Source organism: Mesorhizobium sp. B2-7-1, assembly GCF_006440735.1.
Taxonomy (GTDB): Bacteria; Pseudomonadota; Alphaproteobacteria; order Rhizobiales; family Rhizobiaceae; genus Mesorhizobium.
Genome location: NZ_VFUA01000031.1, coordinates 30,092 through 56,945 on the forward strand (window position 1 = coordinate 30,092; position 26,854 = coordinate 56,945).

Genomic DNA, 26,854 nt, shown 5'->3' on the forward strand with positions numbered 1-26,854 from the left:
GGCACTTGATTTGTCTCTTTTGTAACGAAATGGAACGAAGGCTCACGACAGGATGGGTAGCGAGCAGCCCGCCAGACCCGCAGTCCCCAGGAGTCCGCCATGGCATCTGACTCCGTGGCGCTCGGTGCGGGACACCTTCCCCTGCTGGCTTGCATCGGCGGGTTTCCCTGATTGACAACTGACCATGTCAGAGATCAGTTAATGGCGTTTGAGGGCTCGGCCGGTGTTGGGAGGACCTCATGCCAATTTACCAGAAAGTCAGAGAGGCGGGCGTCTTCAGTCCTCCAGAAGTCGCGCTGCTCGGTCGCATGTTCGATAAATTGAAGGACGAACATCAATCACCTGAGCGACGCGAAGCCCTCGCATCTCGCCTCCTGGCAAATTACCTGGCGGGGATCAGAGACGAGGCCGAGCTGCTGTCGATGTCTAAGCTGCCGCTCGGGCGATAGATCACCGTTCCCTCAGCTCGCCTCGTCAACCAGCGGATTCTTCCGCTTCGGAGGGACATAACGTGTCACCAGCCTGAGGGTGCCGGCGTTCACCGTCACAGGCACTCCGAGATTGACGGTGACCTGGTTCCCATCGCGCGCGTGACGTCGCCGACCAGTTCTATTGGCTGGCCCTTCGTCACCTTGGCTGTCTCGATGATCGAATGGGGTTGGTTATAGGTCGGGATCGAAACGCTTACACGGTCCTCCGTGACACGCCGGCGCACAGTCGCGGGGATTTCGACTTCATCGCCGATCTTGAATAAGCCCTTCGCCATAAAAAGAGTCTGGAGCGACGGGCGGCTCAGTCAAGCAATTGCTAATGGAACATCGGGCGCGGTGTGCGGTTGAACAAACAGGTGGCGCGCCGGCTGGGCTGCTTTCCATCCGCGCACCGCGTCGGGTGGGGTGTAGCCGCAACCAGCCCCAGACTGGAAACTGCGGTTGCCCGCAGGGAGGCCCGATAAAGAGCCCGTCTGGCGCCCAATGGCAGGCGGGCTCTTTCACGACGTTAAAGATAGACTATCGCAAGGAGCGAAATCGGACCTCAGTCCTCATTGCAGTATGAGGGGTTATCGACCAACTTTGCTCACCGCCGGCTTTTGAAACCGCTTGTCGGCGGCTAGGCCCGGCTCGCACAATCCTGTGTCACCCTCGATCTGCGAGCCGGGCTCGGATTTCGCATCACTACCTGTGGGCACGAGGCGCGCGAGCCTCAGTTTCGGCGGAACATTCCAGTCAGACCGAGGTTTGGTAGCCGCGACGCAATCCCCTCCCAAAACCCCGCACGCGTCGTGTCGGGTCGGTATTCCCCCGACATCAGCCCGCACCGTTCCCCGCGGTGCGGGCTCTTCTATTGTCGCCCACGCAACTCAGCCGCCAGCGCCTCAAGGGCTTTCACATCCTCTGCATACGATCCCGCATGTGCGGGATAACGCTCCATTTGCTGGCGATAGAAGTGGACCCACTTCTGCAGGTCGACAATCGGAAACGTCCCTCGCCAGATGCCTTTCTCTAGCGTGAATGTGCCCGCCGCCGAGTCGTAAGTGGCTGTCGTCTTCATGGGTGGCGTTACAGTTCGTGTTGTTGAAACAAAAACTGGTTCCGATCGTTGGCGATATGCAAACGATGGGTATGCCAATGCCGTCCACCTCGATCAAGAAGACCGAGTACGATCCGGCGAGCAGGACACTGTCAGTCTGGTTCGTGAGCAGCGGCAAGCGCTACGATTTTGAGGAGGTACCCCCTGAGACCTACGTCGCGTTCCGTTCTGCGTTTGTCAAAGGTCGCTTCTTCAACGAGCATATTCGCGACCATTTCCGGTATCGCCCCATTCCTGACTAGCTACCTGCTCCAACCGGCTGATGCTCTTGCCTCAAGTCTTGGCGTCGCATGAATCATCCCTGGCATGCGGGTTATCGGATCTAGTTCGACGCGTCCGCGCTGTGCCCCGCTGCCTCGGGGTCAAGAGCGGCCCGTTGCGAGGTGAACAGTTCATTGTCCGCAGCCTTGCATTGGAGCCGCGCCAAATGCTTTCGATGCAGCTCCTGCATGTCCTCCAATTGATGGAGGAAATCGATGGCTTGGGCTGCCGGCAGATCGTCGCGCGTGAGCTGGGCAATCAGTTCGTGTTGACGAACCAAATGCCATTCGCCCAACCTCACATGGCCTTTCACCATTTCAATGTCATCTTCTAGAGCCATGAACAGGAACGCCCCTATCCGTCGCTCGTTCCGCCCGCCAGGATAGCCAGCGATTTGAACAGGCCGTTGTTTCTGGAGCCTATTTGAAGGCGTACTTATACACGGCGCGGCTGCTTTCCTCGGTGACGCGAACCCATGCTCGTTCATCTCTGTGCGGCTGGACGTCCTTCTTGGTGCCGACCGTGGCAGCCTCCCACGGCGTGTTGGCGATTACAGTGTGATGGGAAACCGGCGTGTCGCCGGCTCTTCAACCAGTTAGGTTTTCATGCAATGCGTCACCGACCCAACGACCAGGGCGAAGCCCTTGTTCCGGCTCGAGGCGGGAGCGCGCGGAAAGCCAAGGGGAACAGGCGGTTACCGTTTGAGGCCACTTACGACTTCATGCTTGCCGTGGGTGGCATGTGTGGCGGGTCGGAGCTCAGCCGTTTGACGGTGGCAACGATCGCCGCCGATAGGGCCTCGGCTTCGGCCAGCAGCGATGGTCCGTCCTGCCATTGATATACTCTTCGCTGGGAAGCACGGCCGGCGGGCAATATTCCTCAATCGTGGCCCTTACCAGCTGCAGCGCCGCACGGCAGTGGGGATCGTTCGCGGCCATCTTAGAGTGCTCTCTATCCGCTCGGCGCGGCGACGCCCCCTTCACGGTCCTGGTTGGAACCGGCGGCGCCTCGTCATCAATGGGCTTGGTCCCCTTGATGGCCTTCTTCAGCGCGCGGTCGAAGGTTCCTTCAGAGGTAGATTTCCGGCTTCGTTCTGGCCGGACTGTGGATGATCGATTTTCGGGCTTCATGCATCCAACTCCAGCGGCTCATGCTCGTCCTGGAACCGGTGCCACATTACCTGTCTGATGTCTTTGCAGTCGACGAACTGGCCGCACGTTTCGCACCGATAGAAGTCGGAATCCTCCCTCGAGCCGGGCGGGGAGTGCACCGTCACCCGTTTCGGAGGGCCGAGCTCTGCAAGCCTCGTCATCCGCGAAGCTTTCTGGCTTCTCGCTCCAACGTCTTACGGTCGTTGCCGTGTTCTTTGATCAGCTCGCGCACCTGCTCGGGGCTGATCCGGTACTGCTTGGCGAAATGGCGGACCTCATAATCCTCGTCGGCCGATACGCGATCACGGTCGCGAAAGTCTCGTTGGGTCTTATCGTCTGCCATAGTTGTTCCTCCTGGTCAGAGAAGAACAGTGGCCGATAACGAATGTTCCTTAGTGGCCGACGCAGCGTCGACGCGGTATCAAAGCCGTCCGCTAAGGAGAACCCGCTTCCGCGAGGTTGTCTTCGGTCAGTGAGCTGCCTTCTTTGGCCGGCGCCTTCTGCCGTCCTGACTTACCCTTGGAGGCGGCGTCTTTCGAGTGAGCCGACATCGCCGGAGCCGCACCAGTCTTCTTGGCAGCTGACGACTTGGCAGAGGCTTTCTTTGGTGTGGCGCTCTTTGGCGCAGCCTTTCTTGCACGCGCCTTTTTCGGCTCTTCCTTTGATGAGAAAATGCCGGTGATGCTCTCAATGATGGACATTGGGTGGCCCTCCGTTGAATTCCACCAACAATGCCGGTCCCTTCGAAATTGTTCCATCATTCAATTAGGCATCGCTAATGGAACTCGGCCCTTTGGAAACAATTTCAGTCATACGTTGGATTTCGTCCTTCATCTCGCCTTTGCAAGCGACGCTGCGCCGCCTCCGAAGGACTAAAGAATGAACAGCGCGGTGGCTGAAGCCTAGGCCTGTCGGCGAGGTCGAAACGCTTAAGGGCGAGGAGAAGCGTCACTCCTCGATCAAGGTCTACTTCAGCACAATGACTCCAATCAGCTTCGAACTTCAGGGCACGGCCTACCGCAGGAGTCGGCAGCAGCCATCCCCGACATGGGGTTGCGTGTTGTGCAACAGGTGAATGTGGCAACGTGTGCTGAGAAAAAGGGGAAGAGCCGGCTGAGGGTGGAGACTAAATTGCTCCATCGGTTTTCCCCAGGAGGGGGAAAAATGGCGTTGACACATCGACGACAGCGTCAGTTTTCGTCCTTGTAGGACTTCGCAGCCTCGTCGATCTTACGCCAATCGTTGCCGTGGCGCCTGACAAGTTCGCGAGCTTGGCTCTCCGACACCGAGTGAGTGTCTACGACGTGCTTGACCTCCGTGTCCTCCCCCTTGAGCGGGCGGCTGCGGGGCGTCTTTGCACGCCGGCTATCGCTGTCTCGAACTCTACCCATAGATGAAAACCTCCGGCAGCTGTATCAACCAGCGACCGGCACGGAGGTTTCATTTGCGCCGCTAATGCTTGGTTGGGGCAGCACCAGCGCACGAGCACGGCCATCCCAGGGTAACCGTCCCGACCGCGGTGGCAACCTTCCCTTTGTGGGAGCGTTCTGTTCTCCCGTCAGGACGGCGTTGATCGGTTTCGGGGTTTAGAATGCAGGGCGATTTCTCGTAGGAGCAAATTCAGGAGGCCCCCATGAGTGAGTTCCAGTCAGGCATGGAGCCCATCCGAAGGGTTCTGGTCGTGGATGATGAGCCGCTGATCCGTATGCTCGTCGTCGACACTTTGGAGGAGCTTGGTCTCGCCGCCATGGAAGCCGGCAACGCTGTTGAGGCCACCACGGTGCTCGATTCGGATCAACCAGTCGACCTACTGGTGACCGATCTGAATTTGCCGGGCGGTGTCAACGGACATCAACTGGTCCACCTTGCCCGACGAACGAGGAAGGACTTAAAGGTGTTGTTGATCACCGGCTATGCCCCCGCGGCGGAGGATGTTGTCGACGATCGGACGTTTGTCGTCGCCAAGCCGTTTTTGACGGAGACTCTTGCGGCTCACGTTAGGCATCTGCTGGGCTTGACTGCGCCAGAGTAGCCTTGCTCTGCTAGTGGCCGAACCTCTCCCGGGCTCGACCATCCTGACATCCTTTGCTGCCGGATCTCCGATGAATGATACGCTTCGAAACGCCTCCGCAGAAGTTCGGCAGATTCTGGACAGCGCCGTCGACACCGGCATCATCATACTGAATGCTGAAGGGGTCGTCACAGCTTGGAGCGAAGGCGCGCGACGCATTCTCGGCTGGAGCGAGGCCGAAATGCTCGGCCAGACTTTAGCGCGGATCTTTCCCCCGGAAAGCGGTGATGCGCTGCTCGCCGAAGAGCTGTCCGACGCCCGCCTTCACGGTCGCGGCGGCAGCGAGGGCTGGCGCCAAAGAAAGGATGGAAGCCGGTTCTGGGCGGTTGGCGAAACCACTCCTCTGTTCGATGGCAACGCCAGCCTTGTCGGTTTCGTCAAAATTCTGCGGGATCGCAGCGAACAGCGCAACACCGAGTTGCGCCTCCAGGAGCAGACCAGGGCGCTTGAGATCCTCAACCGCGCCGGGGCCGCGCTTGCTCGAGAGAACAATCTGGAAAAGCTGGTCCAGATCGTCACCGATGCCGGCGTGGAGCTCACTGGCGCACAGTTCGGCGCGTTCTTCTACAACGTCGTCAACGCCGCCGGCCAGAGCTATATGCTCTACAGCCTTTCCGGTGTTCCTCGCGAAGCCTTCTCGGGATTCCCGATGCCGCGCAACACCCAGGTCTTTGCGCCCACGTTCGAGGGCACAGGGATAGTGAGATCCGACGACATCACAAAGGATCCCCGCTACGGCCAAAACGCGCCGCGCAAGGGCATGCCCGAAGGGCATCTTCCGGTCAGAAGCTACCTCGCGGTGCCAGTCGTCTCACGGTCGGGGGAGGTGATTGGAGGCCTGTTTTTCGGTCATGCCGAAACGGGCGTCTTCGGCGAGCGATCAGAGCAAATCCTTGTGGGTCTCGCCGGCGAAGCGGCGATCGCCATAGACAACGCAAGGCTGTTCGAGGCGGCTGAGCGCGAGCTGCAGGAGCGTCGGCGCGCCGAGGATGCGCTAAGGCAACTCAATGCCGATCTTGAGACACTGGTTGCTCAGAAAACGCAGGAACTGCAACAGAATGCAGAGGCCTTGCGGCAGGCCCAAAAAATGGAGGCCATCGGCCAACTCACAGGGGGAGTGGCGCATGACTTCAACAATTTGCTGCAGGTGATCGTCGGAAACCTTGATACGCTCAACCGCAATCTGCCGCAGGAGATGGGCAGGCTGCGGCGCGCGACCGCCCAGGCGATGACCGGTGCCCAACGCGCGGCGGCACTGACGCAACGCCTCCTCGCCTTCGCCCGCCGTCAACCCTTGGATCCCAAGCCGGTCGACGCCAATGCCCTGATCCGCGGCATGTCCGAAATGCTGCATCGGACCTTGGGTGAAATCTACGAGATCGAGATCGTGCTCGCAGGCGGCCTTTGGAAAACGGAGGCCGACCCCAACGAGCTTGAAAGCGCCTTGCTCAATCTGGCAATCAACGCTCGTGATGCCATGCCCAACGGTGGCAAGCTGACGATCGAAACCTTCAACGCCCATCTCGACGAGGCCTATGCGGCGCTTCACGCTGAGGTGCTGGCTGGGCAATATACCGCCATCAGCGTCTCCGATACGGGTTCCGGCATGGACGGTGAAACCCTCGCACGCGCCTTTGAGCCGTTCTTCACGACGAAGGCGCAGGGGCGCGGGACGGGCCTTGGGTTGAGCCAAGTCTATGGCTTCGTCAAACAGTCCAAAGGCCACGTCAAACTGTACTCCGAAGTCGGGGAGGGCACGACCGTCAAGATATACCTCCCGCGGCTCCTTTCGGAGGTGTCGATTGAGGATGCCCCGGAGGTCCTGCCCGTCCCCGAAGCTGCCACCGGCGAGACGATCCTGGTGGTGGAGGACGACTTCGATGTCCGCACCTACACGGTGGAATCTTTGAAGGAGCTCGGCTACCTCGTTCTGGAAGCCCGCGACGGACCTTCCGCCTTGGCGTTCCTGGAGGACAATGTCCGCATCGATATGATCTTCACCGACGTGGTCCTGCCTAGCGGCATGACCGGCGCCGATATTGTCAAACGGGCTGCCGAACTCCGGCCCGGCCTCAAGGCCCTGTTCACCACGGGTTATTCGCGCAACGCCATCGTCCACCACGGACGGCTCGACAAGGGCGTCCAGCTTCTTTCCAAGCCCTTCTCGTTTGAAGAACTCGTGGCCAAGATCCGCGACGTGCTCGATAAAGCCAGTTAAGCAATGCACTCAGCTTCGGTCGTGAGGATGGCCCACGGCGGGTCAAACCAGATCAGGAAGCTAGACCCTGTGCGCAGCGCCGGGTGCCAGGCAGGGCTCCGCTACACCGGGCCGCGATTTTCTGTTCGGAGGCTTTGCAACCTCGCACCCGCTGCGGCGTTGTGACAAACCTTCGGCCATCCATGGGACAGAATGAGCAAAGATATCGAGAACTGGGTCGACGCCTACGACGTCGAGACCTTCGCCCGCAAATATGGGCTCACCGTCCAACAAGCCAAAATCATCATCAGCTCAAACGGTCCTTCCCGCCATGGCTGTGACATGGGCGCGATTGCGTTCGTCAGGGCCTTGCGATTGAGGGCAAGTCGACAAAGCCGCACCAGGAAGAAGCTGGCCAGCCCCGCTCAGTGACGTCCATGGCAGACCAGACCGGGGAACAGCTGGAAAAGACCTTCAGCCGGCTGGCCGGCAATGTGGCACGCGCGTGCGGACGCCCATGGGCCTTTGCACTGGAGCCGTCCGAGCGCAAAAGCAGTGGTTGAAAGGTCAGGCTCGCAGCTGGTCTTCGATGCAATCTTCGGCGGGCCGGCGGCCCGAGAACCCTCGCAGCGAATTCAGCGGTCAACTTCTGTAAGGCGATCTACAGGGCCGATCTTCGGTCCTGTCATCCACGATGGCGCCAACGGGACATCCTCGATGACCCTGACCCTGCGTGCCCAAGTCGTAAATGTCTTGTGCGCCGCCTCGACAGACTTCCGGCCATCATACGCGGAGTAGCAGGTTTCACACGCAGCTGCGTGCAGAAGGCCGCGCCTTTCGACAGGCCATTCCTCCAAAAACTCTATCGCATCCATGAGACATTCGATCTTTCGAAGAACGAAGCCGTCGTCCCTCACGAAAATCGGCTGCTTGAACGCTCCACTTTCCATAGCAACCTCCCTTCTTACCACCCGAGCAGGATATGCCTTCGACACGCCCAAGCGAACAGGGCACCAGGTCCCCGCGGGCAAGCGCTCTCGGTTACAGAGAAAATATTGGAAGGGTACATTTCCACTTCAAGAGAGTTGGCGGGCCGGGTTACGGGCCATCAGTTTGGCGTCTATTTCAATGCTGCCTCGGTCTGAGAAATCCGGGTTTCGGAAGGCAATTGCCAGAAGCCTCAGCCCAGCCGAAGCAAGTCGCAGCCGGCGAGCGCTCCTGGCTATTTCAAGCATCCCATGCAGGCGCTGGTCGGCATGGACTATGCGACAACCCAGTATAACGGGCCGGCCGCCGGCGTTATCTTCGCCGCCCCGACCGGCTCAGCCTGCGAGGGCATGGTCAGGGTCGTGCCTTTTGCCAAGCCCTGCACGAGCGTGCCTGCCATGTTCCCGCCCAACAGCAAGATCTCCGACAATCTGGGCCAGGTCGCCGTCTATGAGCTTGGCGGTAACAACGGCCAAGCCTTGCTGTTGCCGTCAGCGCAAAGCTGCATCGTCATCTCCGTGGCATCGGCTGCACAGTAGGCGGGCGCGGCGCGAATGCAATGGGTGCCACTTCTGGGAAATCCAACGTGACGCGCAAACCGCTCGTGACAGCTTTATGCATGTTTCTTATGTGGGGCGGGCCGGCCGTTTCGGCGGACCTGGCGGCCGGTCCGCCTGCGCGTGAGGAGAGGGGAATCTGGGCGGCGATCGCCTATTCGAGAGCCGACGGGAAGCACGGCTTCTTCTGGGGAGCCGACACGCGCCAGGAAGCCACGCAGACCGCGCTGAAGCACTGTGCAAATGCCGGCGGCAAAAGCTGCATGCCCGTTGCGGTCTTCCGCAACCACCGCCATTGGGACGACGATGACAGCACTGCCTTCCCCTACGATCATTGCGGTGCGCTCGCTGTGGAAAGGAAAGCGCCAGGGCAAGTGGGGAATTGGAGCGCAAAGACCGCGCAGTCCGCGCGTGCCGCCGAGGAGACGGCGCTCAAAGCGTGCGAGAGCGGCGGAGGGAATTGCACAGTCCGTGAGTGGGTGTGCACATAAATCGGACCTGTCAGGCAGGTTTGGCCGCGTCTTCCATGCTCCCCATGAGAGGCTAGTGCCCCAGCTGTCCCTTTAGCTCGGTAAGAAGATTTTGACCTCGGGGTTGCCGCCGATAATTGCGGCCACATATCCCGTTCCGGGCCACCCCCACCAATCACGATACTCATGACATTGCCTGCGATGAACTCTGACTTGCGATCTTCCCTGGCACGACCCCGATCGACCGACACTTCGAAGGCATCCGAAGCATACAACAGGGTAGATCACGGGCTGGTCAGGTGAAGGGTCGCGGATGGATCAGAGAACGGCGTATTGCCGAGGCGACGCAGGTCAGAGACCAGATCGCCAAGCTGGAACAAGAGTTGCTTGCCGGGGGTGGCGACCACCGCAGGCGAACGAAATTCCATGATATAGGGCATCAATTGCGGTCGCATAAATCGCGGTTGGAGCGATTGGAACGCTGTATCTCCGCTCTCTGCAACGGCAGCAAGCAAGCACCAGCTCGCTGAATCTGCGCCACCACCGTCTCCAGGCAGCTGGTGCAAAGCCGCTCGCATCACGCGCAAGTCAAGCCGGAAGCGCTTATCCGACCGTATGATAAGGCGGCTCCGTTGAGCTCGGTAGAGCGGCGAGAAAGCCCGCCTGGTCTTTTCAGTCCCCTATGCCGCCATTGCCTCTCTCCTTCATCTTACAGAGCGCACCAACGACCTCTCGAACGGGCTGATCTGGCCGAAGGACGGCTGAAGCCTCGACCGCCTACGCCGCAATGGCGCGTCGTGAGTTTCTTCCCCTGGGCAAGCCCATTCCTCGCGGAACCAAGAAACGCGCGCCTTTTGCCATCCTGCGCTTTGCTGCGGTCGCAAGCGATGCGGCGGCGGTCGCCTCCGGCCCAACGATCGCCATCGAGGTCGCATGGTGCGGGCTCGGAAACGAAGAAACGGAGACTGAAAATGGCTACCATCGGCACTTTCAAGAAGACCAGTGCGAACGAGTTCGCCGGCGAGATCGTCACCCTCAGCGTCCAGGCCAAGAACGTGCGCATCATCCTCGACACCCGCGCCAGCGGCGAGAACGCGCCAAGCCACCGCGTGGTGGTCGGCAAGGCCGAGATCGGCGCGGCCTGGTCCAAGCGCTCCAACGAGGGCCGCGATTATCTCGGGCTCAAGCTCGACGATCCGAGCTTCACCGCTCCGATCTACGCCAACCTCTTCGCCGACGAGGAAGGCGAGGGCCACAGCCTCATCTGGTCCCGCCCCAACCGCCGCAATGGCGAGTGACTTGGCAGACGCCTCGCCCGGTACCGGGCGAGGCGTCTTCTCCTGTTAACCGCGAAAGCTTTCCGCGCCGTCATCCGCCAGGACGGCTTCGGATGCATTGGTTGCTGCGCGGCGGCGCGAATGGTTGACCATGGCGACCGCCAATACTGCGCGCCCGTTGCCTCCTGGAGGCGCTCTTCAGCGGTGCGAAATAGCGCTCCTCAATTGCGCACCTGATCGCCGTCCCCACGCTCCTCCATCCTGGCCGTCGATCGCCGTTCAACCGCAACGGCCGGAAGGAGACACCTCATGAACGCCGACGCCGCGCCCTTGCCGCCGCGCTACCTTCGCACTTCGGAAGCTGCGCATTTCCTCAGCCTTTCGGCGCGTACTTTGGAAAAACACCGCACCTACGGAACCGGGCCTGCCTATCGCAAGCTCGGCGGCCGGGTCGTCTACGCCGTCGACGACCTCCAGGCCTGGGTCCAGCGCGGTGCGATGACGTCGACATCCGATCCCCATGGCACGGTGCTGCCCGCCAAGCCCCAGGCGGCGCGCCTTATTGCTTATGCCGGGCGCGAAAGGCGCTGAGCCCGCTGATCTCCCCCATGTCGGCACGACCATGCCCACCATTGGAGCGCGAACAGCTCGACCTGTTCCAGGCGCTGCCAGGTGTCGTCACGCCACGCGATGCGCAGGATCTCATGGCCTATCCCTTCTTTTCCCTCGCCAAATCGAGGCGCATCGCGCCGATCGACTTTCGCGCCGGCGATGTGGCAATCCGCGTCGAAGCGATGCCCGATCACGGCATGGCGACGATCTGGGATGCCGACATCCTGATCTGGGCCGCGAGCCAGATCGTCAACGCGCGGGACGCCGGCTTGCGCACGTCGCGCCTCATGGCCGCGACGCCGTACGAAATGCTTACCTTCATCGGCCGCGGCGTCTCGAAGCGAGACTATCAGCGCCTCAAGGCCGCGCTTGATCGCCTGCAGTCGACAAGCGTCGTCACCTCCATTCGCCAGCCGGCGGAAGGCAGGCGCCACCGCTTCTCTTGGATCAACGAGTGGCAGGAGCGCGCCGGCCGAGACGGCCGACCGCTTGGCGTCGAACTGATTTTGCCAGATTGGTTCTATCGCGCCGTCCTCGACAACGCTTTGATCCTTACCATTGACCGTGCGTATTTCGGGCTGACGGGCGGCCTGGAGCGTTGGCTCTATCGGCTGGTGCGCAAGCATGGTGGCCGCCAGCGCGCCGGCTGGCGTTTCGATATCAGCCACCTGCATCGCAAGTCTGGCAGCCTTTCCCCGCTGAAGCGGTTCGCGTTCGACCTGCGTGACATCGTGCACCGCCAACCTCTGCCCGGGTACCTTCTGTTCACGGAAGTCGAAGCCAGCGGCCGTGTGCTGTTGGCTTTCGAACCGGCGCCGACGCCTGTTGATAGGCTCGTGCCATCGGGAACCCGAACTATCGTGCCGTCGGGAACCGCATCGTCGTGCTTTCGGGAACCGCAATCGGTCTTAAGGGGCGGACTCGAAACCGAAAATCCGGCTCCTAACTTAGAGTCTAACTCTCGATCTAACATTCTTGCGAGCAAGCCCCGAACTGGGGTGTCGAAGCGGCGGTGGATCGGCGAGCGCGAGGGAGACGACTCATGACGTCGTCCACCCAGTCTGCGCCGCGCGACGGCCTCACGACGGTCGAGCTGGTCTGGATCGAGAAGCGGATCGAGAACCGCATCCGCTTCGGACGTCCCGCCCATCAGACGATCATCGACAAGCGGCGCCGTGTCGTCGGATTCGCGCCGGGCAGTGTTTTTGCGTTCGTGCGATGGGCGGCGAACGACTTTGGCACCGTCGTTTCGCGCATCGACATCGTGCGCACCGTCTTGCCCGATGAGCCTTATCAGAGGCTGCCTTACATCCGGCCAGGCGGCGAGATTCTGCTCAAGATCGCGAGCTGGGACAAGGTTCAGCGCGTTCTCCAACTGATCGACGCGATCGAGGCGATCGGCCTCGATCCGGCCGAGGCGGCACCCGACTATTGGCGTCAGACCCACAACCGGCTGGTCGCCGGCGGAACGCCGCGTGTCTATTCGCTCGAGCAGCACCGGGCCTTTCTGTTGCGCAAGCGAGCGACAACGTGAGCCGCCGCGCTTGCATGGCCGCGGCGCTTGCGGCCGTCGTCACGACCGTCGCGCCGACTCTGGTTGAGATGCCGCCGCTGCTGCTGTGGAACGCGTCCGCCAGCGCACCGATCGGGCTCTATGCGATCCAGAAAATGGCCATTCCAAGGGCTGGCGCGCTCGCTGTCATCGACCCGCCAGAGACGATCGCCCGGTTCGCGGCCACGCGTGGTTACCTTCCACTCGGCGTGCCGATGCTGAAGCACATCGAGGCGCTTCCCGGAGAAGAAGTCTGCCGCGTCGGCCGTGTCATCACGGTGAACGGGGTTGCGGTGGGTGCCGCGCTCGAGCGCGACCGCAAGGGACGCGCCCTGCCTGACTGGCAGGGCTGCCGCATCATCGCAGCCGACGAAATCTTCGTCATGAACCGACAAGTCCAGGACAGTTTCGACGGCCGCTATTTCGGCCCTTTTCCGGCGAGCTCGATCGTCGGACGCGCGCTGCCGCTTTGGACCGACGGGAGGGGCGATGGCATTTCGCCTGGCTCGCTCCCGCAAACTGAAATCCAGCCCAGCCAACAAAGGAAGGAGATAGTCCATGGCCGAGATCGGCGTCTTCCAGAAAACACAATCCGGTTACTCAGGGCGCATTCGAACGCTGCTCGTGGACGCCGAGCTGGTGCTCGTCCCGACGACGACATCCGACGGCAAGTCGCCGGATTTCAGGATCCACATCGGCGCCCCCGGCGGTCCAGAAGTCGGCGCCGCCTGGAAGGAAATCGGGCAGACGGCTGGCGACTATCTGTCCTGCCGATTGGAGGATCCGCTATTCGGCCGGCGCTTCCGCGCCGGTCTCTTCCGATCCGATGACGGCTCCTGGTCGCTGCGCTGGATCCGGCCGAAAGCAAAGCCGGAGCGCGTCCGATGAGAGGGCCGTCGGCGCCGAATTATGCGCACGATTGCCGGCCCGTCAGTTGGCTGCCCACGCGGCGTGAAGCACGTCTCCTTATCGCGGGCATGCTGATCTACTGTCATGCGATGACGGGGGCCATAGCAGAGACCGCGCCGGTCTCGCGCAAATTTGCGGACGATCCTTTTGCCGCGCATATCGCCGAGGCATCGCACCGCTTCCGCGTTCCTGAGCGCTGGATACGTGCAATCATGCATCTCGAAAGCGCCCGCGACCCGCGCGCGATCTCGCGGAAGGGGGCGGTCGGTTTGATGCAGATCATGCCTGGAACCTGGTCCGAGCTGCGCCTTCGTCACCAGCTCGGCCGCGACCCCTATGATCCGCGCGACAACATCCTTGCCGGCACCGCCTATCTTCGCGAGCTCTTTGATCGATACGGTTCACCCGGATTTCTGGCCGCCTATAATGCCGGGCCCGCGCGTTACGAAGCGTCCTTGAAGGGCCGCCCGCTGCCGGCTGAGACCCGGGCCTATGTTGCGAAGCTTCGCCCTTTCTGGGGCGGCGGTGATGCGCCCGGCGTGCTCATCGCCGCCCATGCGAAGACCGTGAGTTGGCGGATCGCGCCTCTGTTTACAGCGCAATCGGCCTCCGAGGTGGGGCCCGATCCCGCACCCCGCAAAGGCGCATCCGTCAAGCCTTCGGCGGCAGCTCCCATCCGCAATCTTTTCGCGCCCGGTTCGCAGGCTCGCGGCCTGTTCGCCGCGTCCGAAGCCGGGGCATCGGCGCAATGACGCGAGTTTTGCAAATCGTGGCTTCCTGGTTGCCGGGGCGTACGAACGGACGAGGCCACGAGGCATCAACATCAACCGAGGGATGGCAAGATAAAAGGCCGCACATTGTGCGGCGGTCGGTTGATTGGATTTGCTGCGTTTTTTGCCGCTTTCCGCACATTGCAGCAGTGCTGCGCAATGTGCTGAGACCACCTAAAACATTGTGTTTTGTCAGCTTTTGCCAGTGTGTGGACGTGTGTCGTGTCCGATGAAAGCGATTTCCGCGTCCGTCCGGGTCGCATTCGCTCGACTCGAGCCCAATCGTCGCGGCCCTTCATCGCCCAGGCGCTTGCGGCGGCGCAAAAGACTGGCTGCAGCGTGTCGCGGTCCGGCCGGATCGGGTCGGGTAACAGCTCGCGGTTCGGACGCGGCCGGGCAGCGAGCGTTCAGGCCAATCGGCTGCTGACGGGCCGCTCGCGCGTTACCACGATCAAAACCCGCGTCGTTCGCCATTCCAAGCATGGCGCTCCGCTGGCGACCCATCTCAACTATCTGCGACGCGAGGGCGTCACGCGCGACGACGCGAAGGCCCGCTTGTTTGGACCGGAGGGCGACGATGTCCCGGCCACGGATTTCGTCGCGCGCTGCAAGGACGACCGGCATCATTTCCGCTTCATCGTCTCGCCAGAGGACGCCGTCGAGATGGCCGACCTGAAATCCTTCACCCGCGACCTCATGGGACGCATGCAGAAGGATCTCGGCACGGCGCTCGACTGGGTCGCGGTCGATCACTGGAACACCGACAATCCGCACGTCCACGTCATCCTGCGCGGCCGGGCCGATGACGGCCAGGACCTGGTGATCTCGCGCGACTATATCAGCCGTGGCATGCGCGATCGCGCCAGCGAGCTCGTCACGCAGGAGCTCGGCCCCCGGTCCGATCTCGAGATCCGCCGGCATGTCGAGCGCCAGGTCGAGGCCGAGCGGTGGACCGGGCTCGATCGCCAGTTGCAGCGGGATGCGCGCGACAACGGCGTCATCGATCTCGCGCCGCATGCCGATCGCCAGCCTGACGAATTCATCGCGCTCAAGGTGGGTCGGCTGCGCAGGCTGGAAACGCTGGGCCTCGCCGAACAGCTTGGTCCAGGCCAATGGATCGTCAGCGACGGCGCCGAGGCAACGTTGCGTGCGATGAGCGAGCGCGCCGATATCATCAAACGCATGCATCGCGCATTCTCGGCCGGCGGCATCGAACGCGCGAGCGCCAGCTATGTGCTGGCCGCCGAAAACGTCGGCGAGACGATCGTCGGTCGCCTGATCGAGCGCGGATTGGATGACGAACTCTTGGGCACCGCCTACGCCGTCATCGATGGCGTCGACGGCCGTTGTCATCACGTCCGGCTCGCCGACATCGAGGCGGCAGGCGACGGCGCGCCGGGCTCGATCGTCGAACTGCGCAGATTTGAGGACGCTCAAGGGCGCCGGCGGCAGGCGCTTGCGGTCCGCTCCGATCTCTCGATCGAACGTCAGGTCCATGCTGACGGAGCGACCTGGCTCGACAGGCAGGCGCTCGCCCGTCCTGCAACGGCTCTTTCCGATGGCGGCTTCGGCGCCGAGGTGCGCCAGGCGCTCGATCGGCGCGCCCAGCACCTAGTCGGACTGGGGCTGGCTGAGCGGCAGCCGGGCAGGACCGTCTTTGCCGGCAGCTTGATCGACACGCTGCGCCGCAGGGAACTCGACGCGCTGGGACAAAGGCTCGCCGTCCAAACCGGCCAGCCATTCAACCGTGCGGGTAAGGGCGAGTTCGTGTCCGGTACCTACAGCCAGCGCTTCGCGCTCGCATCGGGCCGTTTCGCGATGATCGATGACGGGCTCGGCTTCCAGCTCGTGCCTTGGACGCCGTCGCTGGAGCGCCATCTTGGCAAGCACGTCTCCGGCGTCATCCGCGGCGACGGCGGCGCCGATTGGAGCTTCGGGCGCAAGCCGGTTCTCGGCTTGTGAGGGCGCTCTCACATCGACCTGGAATCTTGGGTTGCCGATCACCTGTTTTCCTTACCCGCAGCGCGCCGCGACGCGATCGGTGTGCGCCGCCTGTTGAATCTCGCATCGACCTGCCGGCCTCTCGCACGAGGAGAAACCAATGTCGGGAACGAAAGTCCTCTGGGGGCAGATCGTCGTCGTCTTCCTGATCGTGCTCTTCACGATATGGGGATCGACGCAATGGTCGGCGTGGCAACTGGGTTACCAAGCGAGGTTGGGGACGCGGTGGTTCGTCATCGGCGGCATACCGGTCTATTATCCACCCGCCATCTTCTGGTGGTGGTACTTCTACGATGCCTACGCGCCTGGCATCTTCCTGCGCGGCGGTCTCATTGCCGCGTCTGGCGGCTTCATCGCGATCATCGTGGCGATCGGCATGTCGCTCTGGCGTGCCCGCGAGGCGACGAAGGTCGCGACCTACGGCTCAGCGCGCTGGGCCGAAAAGAGCGAGGTGCAGGCGGCAGGCCTGCTCGCCCCCGACGGCGTGGTGCTGGGGCGGTACGGGTCTCACTACCTGCGCCACGAGGGGCCTGAGCATGTGCTTTGCTTTGCGCCGACGCGTTCGGGAAAGGGCGTCGGCCTTGTGGTCCCTTCGTTGCTGACCTGGCCTGGCTCGGCGATCGTCCATGACATCAAGGGCGAGAACTGGCGCCTCACCGCAGGATTCCGCGCCCGACATGGCCGGGTGCTGCTGTTTGATCCGACCAATGCCAGATCCGACGCTTACAACCCCTTGCTCGAGGTTCGCCGCGGGGAGTGGGAGGTGCGCGACGTGCAAAACATCGCCGACATCCTCGTCGATCCCGAAGGCTCGCTGGAAAGGCGCAACCATTGGGAAAAGACGAGCCACGCGCTTCTGGTGGGGGCGATCCTGCATGTGCTCTATGCAGGGCCGGACAAGACGTTGGCCGGCGTCGCGGCGTTCCTGTCCGATCCGAAGCGGCCGATTGAATCGACCCTGGCAGCCATGATGACGACGCCGCATCTGGGGGAGGGCGGTCCGCATCCCGTCATCGCCAGCGCGGCCCGTGAGTTGCTGAATAAGTCCGACAACGAACGCTCCGGCGTGCTTTCGACCGCCATGTCCTTTCTTGGGCTCTATCGCGACCCGGTCGTGGCCGAGGTGACCCGCGCCTGCGGCTGGCGCATCGCCGACCTGGTAGGGGATCCTCGTCCCGCGACGCTTTATCTCGTCGTGCCGCCCTCCGACATAAGTCGCACGAAGCCGCTGATCCGTCTCATCCTCAACCAGATCGGCCGGCGCCTCACCGAGGATCTGGAGGCCAGGACGGATCGCCATCGGCTGCTTCTGATGCTGGACGAATTTCCTGCGCTCGGACGGCTCGACTTCTTCGAGTCCGCGCTCGCTTTCATGGCCGGCTATGGGCTGAAGAGCTTCCTGATCGCGCAATCCCTCAATCAGATCGAGAAGGCCTACGGGCCGAACAATTCCATTCTGGACAATTGCCATGTGCGCGTCAGCTTCGCGACCAATGACGAACGCACCGCCAAGCGTGTCTCCGATGCCCTCGGCACGGCAACCGAGCTGAAGGCGATGAAGAACTATGCCGGTCACCGGCTCTCGCCATGGCTTGGCCATCTCATGGTTTCGCGCTCGGAGACGGCGCGGCCTTTGCTGACACCCGGCGAGATCATGCAGCTGCCGACCGCCGATGAGATCGTCATGCTGGCGGGCACGCCGCCGATCCGGGCGAAGAAGGCGCGCTATTTCGAGGACCCGCGATTGCGCGAGCGCATTCTGCCGCCACCGGCGCTTGCGCCTCGATTCGAGATGAAGCCTGACGATTGGACGAACCGTCCGCTGCCGCCGTCTCCGTCGGGTGCACCGGCCACATCTGTCGCGCCGGAAGTCCACGAGGAATCGAGCGACTCCGAATGGCGGCGCCAGCCCGAGCTCGATCCCTTTCTCCCGGCTGCGGCGGAGCCGCCGCTCGTCAACGAATTCGAGCCCGACGCGGCCGACGAGACGGATGGTCTCGTCGCGAGCAGCAGTCGGATGGCTAGGCTTACGCGGGGCGTGGCGCGGCAGATCGCGCTCGATCCGGACGACGGCATGGAGTTGTGACGGCCGTGACGGCAGCCAAGAAAAAGGTGCAGATTTCCGTCTATCTCGATCCCGCCGTGATGGCGGCGCTGATCGAATATGCTGCCAGGCGGGACCGTTCTCAGTCGCTCATCGCCGAAGCGGCGATAGCCTCTTTCCTCTCTCCAGATGCCGACGCGCAACGCGAGGGAGCGATTTCCAAGCGTCTCGATCGGATCGACCGCCGGATCGCGCGGCTCGAGCGCGATGGCGGCATCTCGATTGAAACGCTGGCGGTTTTCATCCGGTTCTGGCTGGCGACCACCCCTGCTTTGCCCGAGCCGATGGCCCAGGCAGCGCGCACCAAGGCGAGCGAGCGTTATGAGGCCTTCGTCTCCGCGCTCGGCAGGCGCCTGGCCAAGGGACCGACCTTGCGGCAGGAAATCCCCGAAGACGTCGCGCCGTCGAGCGATCCTGAACGATCGGGATTTAAGGACATGTCGGCGGAGGGGCGCCGCCCGAGCTCGTGAGGCGCCAGCCGATCTTTTGACGCCAGCGCCTTCGGCTGGCGAGCGCTGGTCAGTTGGTGGCACCGCATAGCTGCGAGGTCGTCAATCCTGGCGGCACGTTTTCCGTGGGACCGAATCCATACTTCGCCATGATGGTGGCGATCGTGCCGTTCGACATGACCTTCGCCAGACCCTGATTGTAAAGGTCGCGGAGATCGCCATCGTCCTTCCGGAAGGCGATCGCGATATAGCTGATAGACTTCTCGCTGGTGGTGAACGGGCTGGCGCGCTCCAGATCGGGGCTCTTGTTGCCGGCGAGCAGTCCGATCACTGTCGGGGAAGAGAACACGGCGGCGTCGATGCGGCCGGCGCGCAGTGCCGCGAGGTTGGTCTCGACGTCCGGGAACTGCAGGATGCGGTTCTCCGGCACGCCCTCGGCAATGGCGTTCCCGATCACGTTGCTGCCGCGGCCGCCGCCCATGATCGTGTCGGGTTTCCTGGCAAGATCGGCATAGCTGTGGATGGCCTTGGGGTTGCCGGCCAGCACGATCGCCGCGTCGTCCGATCTCAGGTCCGGCGCGCCGAAGGCGACCTGCTGGCAGCGCTGCGGTGTGATTGACAGACCGGACGCGACCGCGTCGAAACGCCCAGCCATCAGGCCCGGTATCAGGGCGCCGAACTCGGTCACCTCGAAGTCGACCTGCTTGACGCCGAGATCGGCGAACGCAGCTCTGAGGAGATCCGGGTGCCAGCCGAGCAACTCGCCGGTTCCCTCCTTCTTGTAGCCCCATGGCGCGCGATTATGGATACCGATGACGATCCGTCCCTCCTTCAGGATGCGTTCTTTCGTTGTTTCCGCCGAGGCCGGCAGCACAGATCCTACAATCGCGGCGTAGGCGATGCAGGCCAGGCCAATGACGGCCGATCGGGCTCGAAATTTCATCATGCAGTCCTCCCATGAGATTTGGTTTTCGCGCAGGCGTTCGCTCTGGCCATTCAACGCTACGTTGCTGAGACCGGAGCCGTCAATCTATATGTACAACATATGTACGAAAGATTGCAACAAAGAGAATGGCAATCGCCGTCGCTTCCGGCGCGAGGGAATCAAACTTGCGGGCGAAGTCAGGCGGGGCTCCAACTCACCCGGCTGGCGCCGCAAATGACTGCTGCAGAATGCAGCCGATCAGATAGGCAGGACGTCCGAGCGCTTGACCTGGCCCAGCGCGAAGGTGCTTTCGATCGAAGCGACGTTGTCCAGACGCGTCAGCTTGTCCTTGATGAACCGCTCATAGGCCTCGAGGTCGCACCACGATGCGCATCAGGTAATCCCGCTGGCCAGTCATCAGATAACAATCGGCCACCTCGGGCCAGCCCAGCACGGCTTGCGAGAAGCGGTCGAGGTCGTCCTCGCGTTGGCGTTCGAGCTTGATCGATGCGAAAGCGCTGATTGGCAGGCCGACCTTCTTCTGGTCGACGACGACGGTGTAACCTTTGATGATCCCAGCGCTCTCCAGCAGCCTCACGCGGCGGGCGCAAGGCGAAGGCGAAAGACCGACGGCCTCGGCGAGGTCGTTCGCCGTCGCCTTGGCTTTTTTCTGCAGCGCGGCGATGCTCTTCAGGTCGATTGCGTCGAGTGCCGGATTTGGCATGTTTCCCTCGTCTGGGCGTCATTCTTGGACGGGCATCCGGCGACGCTCGCCTGGCTCGGGTCGGTTTATGGCCACCGCACGCGCGCGCTGGGGGTCGAGCATTTCGGCTAGACGGGTACGATCGCCGATCTCTACCGGCACTACGGGATCGATGCGCAAGGTATCATGGCCGCGGCGCGATCGGTTTCGGCCGGCCGGCCGCTGAGGCACCTTGGCTTCGCCGCCTGACGGCGCCAGCATCGGCTCCCGGCCGAAGCGCGCGATAGAAGCTGTCAATACCGGAATTCCTTGAGGGCAGCTGTCAGTCGTCGGCGCGATCTTCCTCCGCTGCGAGTAAACGTGGGGGAGGTGGAAATGGCTGGCGCCAGCGACTCTATGAGTCATGAAACGCCGAGGCTGTTGGTTGGGACGGCATCGGCAATTGCGCATCACGGCGAACTCATCCAGGGCGTGTTCAAGGATGATGGCGGGCGCCTGCACCGCGGGCTCGTAACGCTGCCGGTCGCCGGCTTGCGATCGGAGGCGAGCTTCGCCAGGAGTGATGACGATGCGATCGTCGTCCACCCCGATCACAAGATCAAGGCGGCGGCCGCGGCGCGGCTGACGCTCGATTCCTTGAACGCCGGTGGCGGCGGCGTGCTGACACTTCGAAGCTCGATTCCCGTGGGGCACGGCTACGGCTCATCGACGGCGGACGTCGTCGCTTCCATTCGCGCCGTCGCCGCGGCCCTCACGGTCCAGTTGCGGCCTTCCACCATCGGGCGTCTCGCCGTTGCGGCCGAGCGCGCCAGCGACGCGATCGCCTTTGATTATCATGCGGTCCTGTTCGCGCAACGCGAAGGCACGGTGATCGAGAATTTCGGCGGCTCCCTGCCGCCGCTGCTCCTGCTAGGGTTCAAGGCCAATGGCGGCGTCCCGGTCGACACGCTGCAACTGCCGCCCGCTCGCTATGACAGCGCCGAAATCCAGGAATTCGGTGTCCTTCGGGCGCTGGTGGCGCGGGCGGTCCGCCTGCAGGACCCGTATCTTCTCGGACGCGCCGCCTCGGCCAGCGCCTTGATCGGCCAAAGGCACTTGCCGAAACAGGGCTTTGACGAGATAGCCGAAATCGCCAGGCGAGCCGGGGCGTGCGGGGTGCAAGTCGCCCATAGCGGCTCGCTGTTCGGTCTGATTTTCGATCTTTTCGCATCGAACCTGAAGCGACGGGCAGCTCTGGTCGCGGAGCAGATAAGACGCGCCGGCTTCAAGGATGTCGAGGTCCATCTGGTCAACGCGGAGGGCTGGACATGGTGAGCTTCAACGTGGACTATTTCAGGGACCTCGAAACCCCGCGCCTTGCGCTCCTGGCGCCAAATCTCGTCGCCGCTGCTTTTCCGCTGATGAAGCTGATGCCCGCCCGCTACATTCTGGATCGGGCGGCATCGAATGGCGAACTGAAGCCAGGCTCCCACATTGTCGAGACGACGTCCGGCACCTTCGGCATGGCGGTGGCGCTGCTCGCGGCGGCGCGTGGCTACCGTCTCACGCTTGTCACCGCTTCAACGCTGATCGATGCCAAGTACAAGGCCCGCCTGGAGCGCATCGGCGCCACGGTCATCGCACTTGACGATCCGCGCGGCGACGGCAATCAGCCTGGCCGCCTCGAGCGCCTCCAGGAAATCCTGGCTAGGGAGGCGGACGGCTTCTGGACCCGCCAATACGACAGTCCGGGCAATTGGCTCGCCTATGCGCGCCTAGCCGAACTCTTCATCAGGGCGATGGGCAGGGTCGACTGCCTGGTCGGCTGCATCGGTACAGGCGGCTCGCTATGCGGCACCGCGTCCTTCCTGCGAACTGTCTTTCCTCATCTGACGGTATTTGCCGTCGATACCCATCGCAGCATCCTGTTCGGGCAGCCCGTTGGCAAACGCATGCTACGGGGCCTTGGCAATAGCGTTCTGCCAAAAAATGTCAGGCATGAGCTTGTCGACGAGGTCCATTGGGTTGGCGCCTATCCGGCCTATACGACCGCGCACCGTTTGCTGCGTAAGCACGGTATCTTCCAGGGGCCGACAAGCGGCGCCGCCGCGTTGGTGGCGCAATGGGTCGCAACGACCCTTCCAGACGCGCAGGTCGCGGTCATCATGCCCGATGAAGGCCATCGCCATGCCGAGACTGTCTACAATGACGACTGGCTCGGCGCGCTGCCCGGCTGGCCCTGCAAGACGCCGTCCGAGCCGAGAACGCTGACGACCATCGCGCCGGCCGCGGAGACACAGTGGACGCGCTTCCTTTGGCTGCGCCGCAGTCTCGACGATGTCCTGAAAGCGCAGGCAGCAGGGGATATGCCGCCGGCTGTTGGTGCCGCGGAGAATCTATGAAGCGAGATCCGGGCCGTTCTTGTCGAGCCAGCGCCAGGCGTCGTCCGTCGTCTGGAAGATCTGGCCGTGTTCGTTCGATCCAGCGGACCGATCGAGGTCCTTGAGCCCACTGGCTGTCACCACCGCCACGACACGGTCTGTTGCTGCGATGACGCCTTGATCCTTCAACGTCGATATCGCGATCAGCGGCGTTACCGACGCCAGTTCGGCAAAAATCCCTTCGTCGCGCGCAAGTCTCTCCTGCATCGCGATCAGGGCGTGATTGTTGACGGGGACGGCGTGCCCGCCGGAGTCGCGCAGAGCCTTCAGGGCCTGAAAGGTGCTGCGCGGGGTTCCGATCGACACGGCAAGGCTGTCGAAGAGCATCTCGCGTTCGCTCAGGGCGTCGGCACCGCTTGCAAGCGCGTCCGCCAGCGAGCCGTGAACCTCCGCCGCGACGAGGCGAGGCAGGCGCGAGATCGACCCTTGCGCGTACAACTCGCAAAAGCCAGCCCACACGCCCGACAACGCATCGCCATAGCAGACCGGCAGGACGCACCAGTCTGGCGCCGTTCCATCCGACTGCTCGACGATCTCGTAGGCGATCGTCTTATAGCCTTCGATGCCGAGGGGATGGCTGCCGACGACGGGACCGTGATAGGGCGAGGCGATGAACCAGTCGTAGCGGGCGGCGGCCTGTTCCAGCAGCGACCATCGGTCCATCTTGCTGACCAGGGGCAGCACCGTCGCGCCGTATTTGCGGATTTGCGCCAGCATCGCGCCGGATGAGCCCGCGAAAGTGGTGACGACGCATTTGAGCCCCGCTCTGGCGGCGTAAGCCGCCAGCGACGCGCCGGCGTTTCCCGATGAGGCGGTCGCGACGATCTTCGCGCCACGTGCGCGCGCCACGCTGACGGCTACCGTCGAGAAGCGGTCCTTATGCGACCAGGTCGGGTTTCGGCCCTCGTCCTTGATTGCGAGGTTGGGCACGCCGAGAAACGCGCCGACGCGCGGCGCGGCAAGCAAAGGTGTCAGGCCTTCGCCTAGGGTTACGGCGTCTGCGGCCGTGCAGGGCAGCATATGCTCAAAACGCCAAAGCGAGCGCGGGTTGGTCGCACCGTTTAACGCATCACGCTGCGGCACCGCATAGAGCGGCCGAAGATTTGCCGGCGCGCTGTCTCGGCACCGCGAGCACCCTTTGGAGTCGATGGTGACATCGGCGGGATAGACGGCGCCGCATCGGATGCAGGCGAATTCCAGGACCCGGCTTTCGACCGTCCCGGGTCGGCTGATCTCGCCTGTGGAATGCGCGGTCATGTTGTCCGCGAGATCGCGAAACGGCCGGCTCGCCATGGCTATTCCTTGTCCGGGAAACGATGAATTCGCTCGTCGTTTCAAACAGCCAACGGCACCGCTGTCAATGCGGAATGTGCACTATAGTGTGTCGCACCATAGTGCGCGTCGTAGCATCCGTTGGTTGATGAAACTTCGCGGCGTTTTCGGTCTGAACGTGCAGCGGCTTCGCAGAGAAAGAAAGCTCTCCCAGGAGCAGTTGTCTTTCATCTCGGGGCGCACGCGAGCCTATATCAGCAGTGTCGAAGCCGGACGCCGCAACGCCACCCTGGATACAGTCGAGATTTTGGCCAAAGCCTTGAATGTCGAGCCGCAAGAGTTGGTTTCGGCAAACCCGGCAAATAGGCGAGCTATTCGGGTGACGAAACAAGATGCCGCGAAGTCGACGGAATGAAGGCTCCTGTTTTCGTCGAGACATTGAGTGCAATTCAACTTTTCTTGACTTTAGCCGTGTAGTTGACTCCTTCAGTATACATTCGGCGTCGGTCCCATTGAAGATGGCGTCTAGACACGCATAGGTTGTTCCGCGGGTAGGGCCTTTTCTGTGGTCGAGGTCTGCCAATGGAGAACGAAATCATTGACCTCTTGACGGCGATGTCGAAGATCGACACTGCGGGGTCTGCTGAGGCAATCCTTCAAGAGTTCCGCTCAGCCCTGGCGTGCTACGGATTGCGCAATTTTCTGATTACCGGCCTGCCGGTGCCGCATGACATGGACTGGCAGCGCGAAATCCTGGGCGATGGCTGGCCTCCCGATTGGTATCGTCGCTACGTCTCCGAGGATCACTTTTTGCACGATCCTTGCGTTGCGCAGTGCCGGCACTCGCCACAGCCTTTCCTGTGGCGCGAGCTTCCGGCCGCGAAGCTCTCTGCACGCGCGAAGCTGGTGATGGACGAGGCGGCTGAGTTCGGGATGAAAGAAGGTATCTGTGTCCCGATTCACGTTCCGCTGGCGGGTCCGAGCGTCGTCACCGCCGCAAGCGACCGCATGGAAGTTCCGCCAAGCGCAATGCCCTTTATCGAAACGCTTTGCGTGCATACCTTTCGCCGCCTCGCAGGCCTGGGAACACCCGGGGATGGCGATGAGCCCGCGCCGTTGACGGCGCGTGAGCGGGAACTCCTGGAGTGGAGCGCGCAAGGCAAATCCACCGACGACATCGCTTGTATCCTCGGCGTCAGCCGGAACACGGTCGAAAGCCATCAGCGCAACATTCGGGGAAAGCTCGACGCCATCAATGTGTCGCATGCCATCGTCAAGGCGCTGCGAAGGCAGGAAATTCAGGTTTAGCAATACCTGAATACCGTCATACGTGCGGCAAGTCCGTTTTCCTACGACCCTCCACATGGAGGCGTCATGGTTCGTATACATTTGGTCACTTGGGACAATAGGAAGCACTACAGGAAAGTTCTGGAGCGGTACTTTCGGATACGATACGAAATTTACGTCAAGCAGAGACGATGGCGCGCCGTCGCCCGGCCCATAAACATCGAGATCGACGGCTTCGACAACGAGCACGCGCTTTATGTTCTGGCGCTCGATACCAACGGCAAGATCGTCGGCGGCTCCCGTCTTGTCCCGACGCTGGAGCCGCATCTCATGAGCGAGGTGTTCCCGATTCTCGCCGGCGGCACGCCGCCGAGATCGGCCGAAATTTTCGAATGGACGCGTTTCTTCGTCATCCCATCGCTTCGCACACATGGAGCGTCGTCGCCGATCGCCGGCTTGGTTCTCTGCGGTCTTCTCGAGACGGCGCAAAATCTAGGGATTCGACAGATCAGCGTGGTGTGCGAAACATTCTGGCCGAAACGCCTGCGTGCCCTGGGATGGACGGTTTTCGAACTCGGCAACCCTCTCGAGCATCCGGATGGCGACATCATTGCGCTGCTGATCGATGTCACGCCTGAGGCTATTGAACAGACGCGCCGCGCTTATGGGATAAGCGGCGTCATAGTAGCGGACAAGATTTAGGCTGATTGCCACCGCAGCTGAAGTTCGCTAACAGAAACCGCCAATCGATCACCGCCTGAAAAACTATCCGGCGACCATTCTGGGGCGGAAGGGAGGCCGAAACGAGCGAACGGAACTTGCTCGATTAGGCGAGGCACGCGGCATGCTCGCGCTAAAGTCACAGCCCCAGCGTCTGGCCAGCCTCCAGGTGAAGGAAAGCTGCCGACGAATTGCTTCGCATTGCATCCTGGAAGGTCCCGACCGCACTGTCATGCGTGACTTCGACCAGAACCGCCGCGGCTCGCTCAACCTCATCGGCGGCGCATTCCACGCGATCCAGGCGCTTGGCAAGACGATCATGAAGCATCACCAGCCGCGCGGCCCGGTGCAGGTCGGCGCGCTTCTCGTATTGCATGTCGAAGGGTTCGAACAGCAACGGCATGTTGGCCCTCCTCAAAGCGCGGTCGGCGGCACGATTTTGAGCAGCCGACGCTTCGCTGCCTTCGCTCTCGCTTGGCCGGTTCGTATCCGGCTGCAGAGTGCGAGGCTGACCGCAAGCCCGTGATCCCTGTCGAGCATGGCCATGGCCTGCTTCAGCGAGTGTTCGG

At 62.4% G+C, this 26,854-nt stretch carries 29 protein-coding genes and 4 pseudogenes; 23 read left to right on the forward strand and 10 right to left on the reverse strand.

What is annotated here, in order from left to right:
- The first annotated feature begins 239 nt into the window (after positions 1–239).
- Positions 240–449: a hypothetical protein gene (locus tag FJ471_RS14315; RefSeq protein ID WP_140804022.1), complete on the forward strand. Its 210-nt coding sequence runs from the start codon at positions 240–242 to the stop codon at positions 447–449.
- Between the two features lie 892 nt (positions 450–1,341).
- Here the strand turns inward: FJ471_RS14315 and FJ471_RS14325 are convergent.
- Positions 1,342–1,551 (reverse strand): hypothetical protein, encoded by a 210-nt coding sequence (locus FJ471_RS14325; RefSeq protein ID WP_140804024.1) that lies wholly within the window; start codon positions 1,549–1,551, stop codon positions 1,342–1,344.
- Between the two features lie 17 nt (positions 1,552–1,568).
- On the opposite strand from FJ471_RS14325, the gene FJ471_RS14330 reads away from it, so the two are divergent.
- Positions 1,569–1,832 carry a KTSC domain-containing protein gene (locus FJ471_RS14330; RefSeq protein WP_224670017.1) on the forward strand — a complete coding sequence of 88 codons (264 nt, stop codon included), beginning with the start codon at positions 1,569–1,571 and terminating at the stop codon, positions 1,830–1,832.
- Positions 1,833–1,912: 80 nt separating this feature from the next.
- Here FJ471_RS14330 and FJ471_RS14335 read toward each other — a convergent pair whose 3' ends face one another.
- The 3 genes from FJ471_RS14335 to FJ471_RS14350 form a co-directional block, all read right to left on the reverse strand.
- Complete coding sequence (locus FJ471_RS14335) at positions 1,913–2,191, reverse strand: hypothetical protein (protein WP_140804025.1); 279 nt, start codon at positions 2,189–2,191, stop codon at positions 1,913–1,915.
- 968 nt (positions 2,192–3,159) lie between these two features.
- Positions 3,160–3,345: a DUF3606 domain-containing protein gene (locus FJ471_RS14345; protein ID WP_140804027.1), complete on the reverse strand. Its 186-nt coding sequence runs from the start codon at positions 3,343–3,345 to the stop codon at positions 3,160–3,162.
- Positions 3,346–3,436: 91 nt separating this feature from the next.
- Positions 3,437–3,703: a hypothetical protein gene (locus FJ471_RS14350; RefSeq protein WP_181179393.1), complete on the reverse strand. Its 267-nt coding sequence runs from the start codon at positions 3,701–3,703 to the stop codon at positions 3,437–3,439.
- 932 nt (positions 3,704–4,635) lie between these two features.
- Between FJ471_RS14350 and FJ471_RS14360 the strand changes: the two genes are divergently transcribed.
- The 3 genes from FJ471_RS14360 to FJ471_RS14370 all read left to right on the forward strand — a co-directional run bounded on the left by FJ471_RS14360 (position 4,636) and on the right by FJ471_RS14370 (position 7,702).
- Positions 4,636–5,034 (forward strand): response regulator, encoded by a 399-nt coding sequence (locus tag FJ471_RS14360; protein ID WP_140804030.1) that lies wholly within the window; start codon positions 4,636–4,638, stop codon positions 5,032–5,034.
- Positions 5,035–5,104: 70 nt separating this feature from the next.
- Entirely contained in the window at positions 5,105–7,291 is a 2,187-nt protein-coding gene (locus FJ471_RS14365; protein WP_140804031.1) for an ATP-binding protein, read from the forward strand.
- A 192-nt stretch (positions 7,292–7,483) separates the two neighbouring features.
- Entirely contained in the window at positions 7,484–7,702 is a 219-nt protein-coding gene (locus FJ471_RS14370; RefSeq protein WP_140804033.1) for a hypothetical protein, read from the forward strand.
- Between the two features lie 203 nt (positions 7,703–7,905).
- Here FJ471_RS14370 and FJ471_RS14375 read toward each other — a convergent pair whose 3' ends face one another.
- A complete protein-coding gene (locus tag FJ471_RS14375; protein ID WP_140804034.1) occupies positions 7,906–8,220 on the reverse strand; it encodes a DUF982 domain-containing protein in 315 nt (104 codons plus the stop codon).
- A 279-nt stretch (positions 8,221–8,499) separates the two neighbouring features.
- Here FJ471_RS14375 and FJ471_RS14380 point away from each other — a divergent pair.
- Both FJ471_RS14380 and FJ471_RS14385 read left to right on the forward strand, forming a co-directional pair.
- A pseudogene (locus tag FJ471_RS14380) lies at positions 8,500–8,796 on the forward strand (hypothetical protein); the annotation flags it as partial.
- Positions 8,797–8,885: 89 nt separating this feature from the next.
- The gene (locus FJ471_RS14385; protein WP_246684724.1) at positions 8,886–9,305 is read left to right on the forward strand and encodes a DUF4189 domain-containing protein; all 420 of its coding nucleotides are present in this window, start codon (positions 8,886–8,888) and stop codon (positions 9,303–9,305) included.
- A 263-nt stretch (positions 9,306–9,568) separates the two neighbouring features.
- Here FJ471_RS14385 and FJ471_RS34780 read toward each other — a convergent pair whose 3' ends face one another.
- A complete protein-coding gene (locus FJ471_RS34780; protein WP_181179395.1) occupies positions 9,569–9,724 on the reverse strand; it encodes a hypothetical protein in 156 nt (51 codons plus the stop codon).
- Between the two features lie 531 nt (positions 9,725–10,255).
- Here FJ471_RS34780 and FJ471_RS14395 point away from each other — a divergent pair.
- From FJ471_RS14395 to FJ471_RS14440, 10 genes and pseudogenes are all read left to right on the forward strand, one after another.
- Positions 10,256–10,582: a DUF736 domain-containing protein gene (locus FJ471_RS14395; protein WP_140804039.1), complete on the forward strand. Its 327-nt coding sequence runs from the start codon at positions 10,256–10,258 to the stop codon at positions 10,580–10,582.
- Positions 10,583–10,870: 288 nt separating this feature from the next.
- Positions 10,871–11,152 (forward strand): helix-turn-helix domain-containing protein, encoded by a 282-nt coding sequence (locus FJ471_RS14400; RefSeq protein WP_140804041.1) that lies wholly within the window; start codon positions 10,871–10,873, stop codon positions 11,150–11,152.
- Between the two features lie 17 nt (positions 11,153–11,169).
- Positions 11,170–12,219, forward strand: coding sequence for a replication initiator protein A (locus FJ471_RS14405; RefSeq protein WP_140804043.1), 1,050 nt, complete (start codon positions 11,170–11,172; stop codon positions 12,217–12,219).
- Positions 12,216–12,707: a DUF2840 domain-containing protein gene (locus FJ471_RS14410; protein ID WP_140804045.1), complete on the forward strand. Its 492-nt coding sequence runs from the start codon at positions 12,216–12,218 to the stop codon at positions 12,705–12,707. The genes FJ471_RS14405 and FJ471_RS14410 overlap by 4 nt, the downstream gene beginning before the upstream one ends.
- A gap of 68 nt (positions 12,708–12,775) precedes the next feature.
- Positions 12,776–13,135: pseudogene (locus tag FJ471_RS14415) on the forward strand (S26 family signal peptidase); the annotation flags it as partial.
- A gap of 148 nt (positions 13,136–13,283) precedes the next feature.
- Positions 13,284–13,613 (forward strand): DUF736 family protein, encoded by a 330-nt coding sequence (locus FJ471_RS14420; RefSeq protein WP_140804047.1) that lies wholly within the window; start codon positions 13,284–13,286, stop codon positions 13,611–13,613.
- Between the two features lie 110 nt (positions 13,614–13,723).
- Complete coding sequence (locus FJ471_RS14425) at positions 13,724–14,386, forward strand: lytic transglycosylase domain-containing protein (protein ID WP_224670045.1); 663 nt, start codon at positions 13,724–13,726, stop codon at positions 14,384–14,386.
- 240 nt (positions 14,387–14,626) lie between these two features.
- Positions 14,627–16,366 carry a VirD2 family relaxase/mobilization nuclease gene (locus FJ471_RS14430; RefSeq protein ID WP_140804051.1) on the forward strand — a complete coding sequence of 580 codons (1,740 nt, stop codon included), beginning with the start codon at positions 14,627–14,629 and terminating at the stop codon, positions 16,364–16,366.
- A gap of 139 nt (positions 16,367–16,505) precedes the next feature.
- Positions 16,506–18,491, forward strand: coding sequence for a conjugal transfer protein TraG (locus FJ471_RS14435; RefSeq protein ID WP_140804053.1), 1,986 nt, complete (start codon positions 16,506–16,508; stop codon positions 18,489–18,491).
- 5 nt (positions 18,492–18,496) lie between these two features.
- The gene (locus FJ471_RS14440) at positions 18,497–18,979 is read left to right on the forward strand and encodes a CopG family transcriptional regulator (RefSeq protein ID WP_140804055.1); all 483 of its coding nucleotides are present in this window, start codon (positions 18,497–18,499) and stop codon (positions 18,977–18,979) included.
- A gap of 49 nt (positions 18,980–19,028) precedes the next feature.
- Here FJ471_RS14440 and ehuB read toward each other — a convergent pair whose 3' ends face one another.
- Positions 19,029–19,904 carry an ectoine/hydroxyectoine ABC transporter substrate-binding protein EhuB gene (gene ehuB / locus FJ471_RS14445; RefSeq protein WP_224670027.1) on the reverse strand — a complete coding sequence of 292 codons (876 nt, stop codon included), beginning with the start codon at positions 19,902–19,904 and terminating at the stop codon, positions 19,029–19,031.
- Between the two features lie 193 nt (positions 19,905–20,097).
- Positions 20,098–20,607, reverse strand: a pseudogene (locus FJ471_RS14450) (Lrp/AsnC family transcriptional regulator).
- 24 nt (positions 20,608–20,631) lie between these two features.
- Between FJ471_RS14450 and FJ471_RS35320 the strand changes: the two are divergent.
- The 3 genes and pseudogenes from FJ471_RS35320 to FJ471_RS14465 all read left to right on the forward strand — a co-directional run.
- Positions 20,632–20,835, forward strand: a pseudogene (locus tag FJ471_RS35320) (hypothetical protein); the annotation flags it as partial.
- Between the two features lie 60 nt (positions 20,836–20,895).
- Complete coding sequence (locus tag FJ471_RS14460; RefSeq protein WP_224670028.1) at positions 20,896–21,900, forward strand: kinase; 1,005 nt, start codon at positions 20,896–20,898, stop codon at positions 21,898–21,900.
- Positions 21,894–22,967 carry a PLP-dependent cysteine synthase family protein gene (locus tag FJ471_RS14465; protein ID WP_140804059.1) on the forward strand — a complete coding sequence of 358 codons (1,074 nt, stop codon included), beginning with the start codon at positions 21,894–21,896 and terminating at the stop codon, positions 22,965–22,967. The genes FJ471_RS14460 and FJ471_RS14465 overlap by 7 nt, the downstream gene beginning before the upstream one ends.
- Here the strand turns inward: FJ471_RS14465 and FJ471_RS14470 are convergent.
- Positions 22,962–24,299: a threonine synthase gene (locus FJ471_RS14470; RefSeq protein WP_246684722.1), complete on the reverse strand. Its 1,338-nt coding sequence runs from the start codon at positions 24,297–24,299 to the stop codon at positions 22,962–22,964. The genes FJ471_RS14465 and FJ471_RS14470 overlap by 6 nt on opposite strands.
- Positions 24,300–24,426: 127 nt before the next feature.
- Here FJ471_RS14470 and FJ471_RS14475 point away from each other — a divergent pair, with 127 nt between their 5' ends.
- From FJ471_RS14475 to FJ471_RS14485, 3 genes are all read left to right on the forward strand, one after another.
- Positions 24,427–24,693 (forward strand): helix-turn-helix transcriptional regulator, encoded by a 267-nt coding sequence (locus FJ471_RS14475; protein ID WP_140804061.1) that lies wholly within the window; start codon positions 24,427–24,429, stop codon positions 24,691–24,693.
- Between the two features lie 167 nt (positions 24,694–24,860).
- Positions 24,861–25,586, forward strand: a complete 726-nt coding sequence (locus tag FJ471_RS14480; RefSeq protein WP_140804063.1) for a LuxR family transcriptional regulator — start codon at positions 24,861–24,863, stop codon at positions 25,584–25,586.
- A 66-nt stretch (positions 25,587–25,652) separates the two neighbouring features.
- Positions 25,653–26,267: an acyl-homoserine-lactone synthase gene (locus FJ471_RS14485; protein WP_140804065.1), complete on the forward strand. Its 615-nt coding sequence runs from the start codon at positions 25,653–25,655 to the stop codon at positions 26,265–26,267.
- Between the two features lie 157 nt (positions 26,268–26,424).
- Here the strand turns inward: FJ471_RS14485 and FJ471_RS14490 are convergent, their stop codons facing one another.
- Entirely contained in the window at positions 26,425–26,688 is a 264-nt protein-coding gene (locus FJ471_RS14490; RefSeq protein ID WP_140804067.1) for a hypothetical protein, read from the reverse strand.
- Positions 26,689–26,854 lie beyond the last annotated feature (166 nt).